The sequence below is a fragment of the Flavobacterium sp. genome, from assembly GCF_031422135.1.
In the GTDB taxonomy this organism is placed as follows: domain Bacteria; phylum Bacteroidota; class Bacteroidia; order Flavobacteriales; family Flavobacteriaceae; genus Flavobacterium.
In genome coordinates this window covers 1-5,243 of sequence record NZ_JANOQD010000121.1, presented here as the reverse complement: position 1 = coordinate 5,243, position 5,243 = coordinate 1, and the positions used below count along the sequence as shown (strand labels likewise).

Annotated in this window: 5 protein-coding genes; 4 read left to right on the top strand and 1 reads right to left on the bottom strand. The window is 31.8% G+C overall.

What is annotated here, in order from left to right:
- The first annotated feature begins 211 nt into the window (after window positions 1-211).
- Window positions 212-2,503 (top strand): TonB-dependent receptor domain-containing protein, encoded by a 2,292-nt coding sequence (locus tag RMO70_RS15920; protein ID WP_310557430.1) that lies wholly within the window; start codon window positions 212-214, stop codon window positions 2,501-2,503.
- 59 nt (window positions 2,504-2,562) lie between these two features.
- Here RMO70_RS15920 and RMO70_RS15915 read toward each other — a convergent pair whose 3' ends face one another.
- A complete protein-coding gene (locus RMO70_RS15915) occupies window positions 2,563-2,985 on the bottom strand; it encodes a hypothetical protein (protein WP_310557429.1) in 423 nt (140 codons plus the stop codon).
- Between the two features lie 161 nt (window positions 2,986-3,146).
- Here RMO70_RS15915 and greA point away from each other — a divergent pair, with 161 nt between their 5' ends.
- From greA to RMO70_RS15900, 3 genes are all read left to right on the top strand, one after another.
- On the top strand, window positions 3,147-3,623 hold the full coding sequence (gene greA / locus RMO70_RS15910; protein ID WP_309608785.1) for a transcription elongation factor GreA: 477 nt from the start codon (window positions 3,147-3,149) through the stop codon (window positions 3,621-3,623).
- A gap of 94 nt (window positions 3,624-3,717) precedes the next feature.
- Window positions 3,718-4,104, top strand: a complete 387-nt coding sequence (locus RMO70_RS15905; RefSeq protein WP_310557428.1) for an HIT domain-containing protein — start codon at window positions 3,718-3,720, stop codon at window positions 4,102-4,104.
- An 11-nt stretch (window positions 4,105-4,115) separates the two neighbouring features.
- Complete coding sequence (locus RMO70_RS15900) at window positions 4,116-4,997, top strand: hypothetical protein (protein ID WP_310557427.1); 882 nt, start codon at window positions 4,116-4,118, stop codon at window positions 4,995-4,997.
- Window positions 4,998-5,243: the final 246 nt, after the last annotated feature.

Below are 5,243 nucleotides of genomic sequence, written 5' to 3'. Positions count from 1 at the left end.
AAATTCGAATTTAAAACCATACTTTTGCAATGTCTCAAAGGGGTGCTCCAAATAACGAGCTGAGATTATACCCAAAGAACCTGGGCAAGTAATGTTGCCAAGGGAAAAAATGACAAACAGATAATGTGCACGTTATCCATTGTTATTGAACAACCATTTATTAATTTAAAAAAAGAATAATTCCCCCTTTTATTTGTAAAACATTTTACAGATGAAACATTTATTTAGTTACAAAACTGCAACGTTGAAAAGTTGCAAATTATTTCCATCTATTATCTTTTCACTATTTTCAATTTTCTCCTTCTCACAAGAAATTGAAAAAGATTCTTCTAAAACCAATTCACTTCAAGAAGTATTGTTAATTTCAACGAGAGTCAAAGACAAAGCACCATTTGCTTTTTCAACGATTACCAAAAAACAAATTGAATCGACCAATTTAGGTCAAGATTTACCAATTTTATTAGATCAAATGCCGTCAGTTGTGACTACTTCCGATGCAGGTGCTGGTGTAGGTTACACTGGAATTCGTGTTCGAGGAAGCGATGCCACACGAGTGAATGTGACCATAAACGGAATTCCATACAATGATGCGGAAAGTCAAGCTACTTTTTTTGTCGATATTCCCGATTTTATTTCTTCGGTAGAAGACATTCAGTTGCAACGTGGCGTTGGAACATCAACGAATGGTTCTGGTGCTTTTGGAGCAAGTTTGAATTTAAAAACATTAAAACCATCAACTAACGGATATGCCACAACTTCAAATAGTGTAGGTTCTTTTGGAACCAGAAAACACAACATAAGCCTTGGTTCTGGTATCAAAAACGGGTTTTATGCCGAAGGACGATTGTCTAAAATTGCGAGTGATGGCTATATTGATAGGGCTTCATCAAATTTAGAAGGATATTACATTGAAGCAGGATTTATAAAAGATAAAACGGCTGTAAAAGCAATCCTCTTTGGCGGAAAAGAAATAACTTATCAATCTTGGTACGGAACTCCCGAAGCTGTTGTAAATGGAGATATTGATGGAATCAAAGCTTTTATCGAAAGAAATTATTCTTCAGATGCCGAAGCTCGAAATTTATTGAACTCTGGTAGAACGTATAATTTCTATACTTACGGAAACCAAGTTGATAACTACGAACAAAATCATTATCAACTGCATTTTTCTCATCAATTTAATGAAAATTTATCTGGAAATATTTCAGGAAATATCACGCCAGGAAAAGGGTATTATGAAGAATTTAAACCCAATGATACATTCAAAAAATACTTTCCAAACAGTCCAAACGGTGAAGATAAAAGCGATGTAATTAGAAGAAAATGGGCAAAAAGTGATTTTTATGCTCTAGTTTATTCACTAAATTATAATAAAGATAAATGGAGTTTCAATATTGGAGGTGGTTATAATAAATATGATGGATTGCGTTTTGGCGAGATTCTGTGGAATAATTTTCCCACCTCTTTGCCTTTTGAAACCAAATATTACGAAAGCTCATTGCTGAAAGAAGATTTGAATATCTATGCCAAAGCTGAATACAACATCACTTCAAAACTCATCGCTTTTGCCGATGTCCAGTTTAGAGATGTTTATTACAAATCATCAGGTGTAACCTCTGATGTTAAACCAATAAATAATATCGATAAAAAATATTCGTTTTTTAATCCAAAAGCCGGTTTAACTTATCTTTTAAATGTAAAAAACCATATTTATGGATCTATTGCAGTTGGAAATCGTGAACCTAATGGTGATGATTTAACCAAAAATCCAAAAACACCAAAACGAGAACAATTAGTAGATTACGAATTGGGTTATAAATTAAAAACCAAAAATTATTTTGCAACAGCAAACCTGTATTATATGCATTACAACAGTCAACTTGTGCTTACTGGTGCTTTGGATGATGTAGGAAACGGTGTGCGTCAAAATGTACCTAAAAGTTACAGAGCAGGAATTGAACTTCAAGCGGCTTATCAAATAACGAAGTATTTTAAAATTGAAGCTAATGCTACTTTTAGTCAGAATAAAATTAAAAGTTTTGATTATTTAGTTTACGACACCCAATACGATCCAATTACTTTCGATGCGGTTTCGTACGCTCCAGTAGTAACTGAATATAAAAATACAGATATTGCTTTTTCACCTAATACAATTGTTGCAAATACTTTAACTCTTACTCCTATTGAGAATTTATCTCTCGGGTTTATTTCAAAGTACGTTGGCAAACAGTATTTAGATAACACATCAACTGAAAGCAAAAGTATGAAAGCCTATTTTATTAATAATTTCAATGCATCGTTCAAATTAAAACCAAAATGGATATCTGAAATAGCCTTCAACTTATTAGTAAATAATCTTTTCGATAAAAAATATGTCTCAAATGGATACACCTATAGCTATTATTATCGTCCAGTTGGTTCGAGTGACAACGCAATTACAGAGAATTTTTATTATCCACAAGCTGGAATTAATTTTCTAACAGGAATCACTTTAAAGTTTTAAAGAAATCAAAATAAATCTCCAGAATTCATAGTTAATTTTGGAGGTTTTTGTTTTTTAAACTAATTATAAACTCTCAAATTTGCACCAACAACTTCTACCCTATATTGTTTCAAAGGATACAAAACACCCGTTCCTAAACCAGTGTATAAGCTATATTCTTTATCGTCGCAAGGACATTTAGCATTGATTCCATTGATAATTAACTGTGAGCAATTGCTAGGATATTGATTGGGACAACTGGCTTCAAAAGCACGATAATCATTTACACCCGCATTCATTACAATGATGCCTTTTAGTCCAGCACCAGCTGAGGTAATTAAAATAGGATTTCCAGGGAACTGTAAGCTATTGTACAATGGTAAACTAGTGTTTATAATAAAAGAAAAATTATAATTAGGCAAATAAGGATTGTTGTTTACAACCGTATCTTTCTGACAATTAAGCATCAAAAAAGCCAAGAAAACAAAAATAGATGGTTTCATATTAAAATAATAACATTATTAAGTGGCAACAAATTTAATTTAATTAACTTTGCTATGATATGATTGTCATATAAAATTACAAATTGAAATAAAAATAATATCTTTGCCGAAAGAAATCCCATCCCTATGGGATTTTTTCTATTATATATAACGAATAAATTATGAGTACAGTATCTTATTACACCGCAGAAGGATTAAAAAAATTGAAAGACGAGTTAGAACAACTCAAAGCTATAGAACGCCCTAAAGCATCCGCAGATATTGCCGAAGCTAGAGACAAAGGTGATTTGTCTGAAAATGCAGAATATGACGCAGCAAAAGAAGCTCAAGGTCTTTTGGAGTTGAAAATCAAAAAAATGGAAGAAGTATATTCTAACGCTCGTTTGATTGACGAATCTCAATTAGATGTTTCAAAAGCGTTAGTTTTATCGCACGTAAAAATCAAAAATCAAACCAATGGTATGGAAATGTCTTACCATTTAGTTGCAGAAAGCGAAGCCGATCTTAAAACAGGAAAAATATCCGTAACTTCACCTATTGGAAAAGGATTGCTGGGAAAATCTGTTGGAGAAATTGCTGAAATCACTGTTCCAAACGGTACTTTGAAGTTTGAAATACTTGAAATAACTAGAGACTAGTGATTAGTCAGTAATTAGTGTTCAGTTGTGTCCTTTAAAAACTATGAGCCAACTGAACACTATATACTGAACACTGTAAACTAAACATTAAAATATGTCAATATTCACTAAAATAGTAAACGGAGAAATTCCAGGGTATAAAATTGCCGAAGACGAGAATTTTTTAGCCTTTCTTGATGTAAATCCAAATGCAAAAGGACATACTTTGTGTATTCCGAAACAAGAAATCAATAAATTTTTTGATATTGAAGACGATTTATATTTAGGATTAATGGCTTTCGCCAAAAAAATCGCAATAGCTTTAGAAAAAACAATTCCTTGCAAACGCATTGGAATGGCAGTTATAGGTCTAGAAGTTCCCCACGCTCACGTACATCTAATTCCGCTAAACGAAATGGATGAAATGCGTTTTCAAAACAAAGTGAGTTTAAGTAAAGAAGAATTTGAAGATTTAGTTTTACAAATTAAAAGTAACCTGTAAAACTAAAATCAATGAAAAAGCTATTATATTTAAGTTTACTACTCTTAACTTTTTTTAATGGCTTTTCTCAAGGTCCGGAAAGTTATCTCTGGAAAAGAGACGAAAACCTTGAAGTAATCATTGCTGCAAAAAATTGCTATGTAAGAACGGAACCTTCAGTAAACGGAAAAATAGTAGACTCACTTCAGTTGGGCAAAAAAGGATTGCTCTTAAAAATCACAGATCAAACATTAAAGCTAAAAGGTATTGAGGCACAATGGGTAGAGATTTCCTTTAACAATAACGGCATTTCAAATTCAGGATATATTTGGCAAGGATTTTTAGCGTTAGATTTTAAAACCATTAAAGACCTGACCTTTCTAACTTCACTCGAAAAAATTGAGCTAAAACAAGAAGTAGAATTCACAACAAAAAAACATAATATTTCAGTAAAAGTTTTAAACCCAAGTAACGAGATTTTAGATTCCAAAGAATACAAAAATAATTTAAGTGAAAGTTATTTCTTCCAAGATAAATGTATTGGAGATTTAGGTCTAAAAAACATCTCCGAAATATATCGAATTAGTTTTAGCGGCGAAGCCTGTGGAATTCCAACATATTACCTTTATTACGCTTGGAACAATAAAAATTTAATTGTTTTACCCGAAAAATATCAAGTTGGCGATGCTGACGTTTACTATCACATCGAAAATTTCATATTCCCAAAAGAAGCTGGCGGCAAACCAGATCAAATTATTAAAGTTATAGAAGAAGCAGAAGAAATCGAAAAAAAAGATTCAAATGGAGAATTTATGATGAAAATAAGCAAATGGAATGAGTCTTATAGCTGGAATGGATTAAAAGCCATATTAACAAAAAAAGACAAAATAAAAACAACTATTTCTAGTAAATAAAACTTCTGAATAAAAAACCCTGTGAAGTATTATAAAATGGGAGAAGTTATGGCGTAACTTTTGAAGTGTTTTTTTAAACTTTTCAAAATTACGATGCGGATTTTATATTTTTGGTGTATATTTACACCACTAAATAAAATTATTATGACTAGACAAAGCATTTCGTTAACTCCTCTTAATGAAGAGTGGTTGAAAAATCAAGTAAGTATTGATGAGTTTAGCAGCAAAAGCGAAGCGGTTAATTAC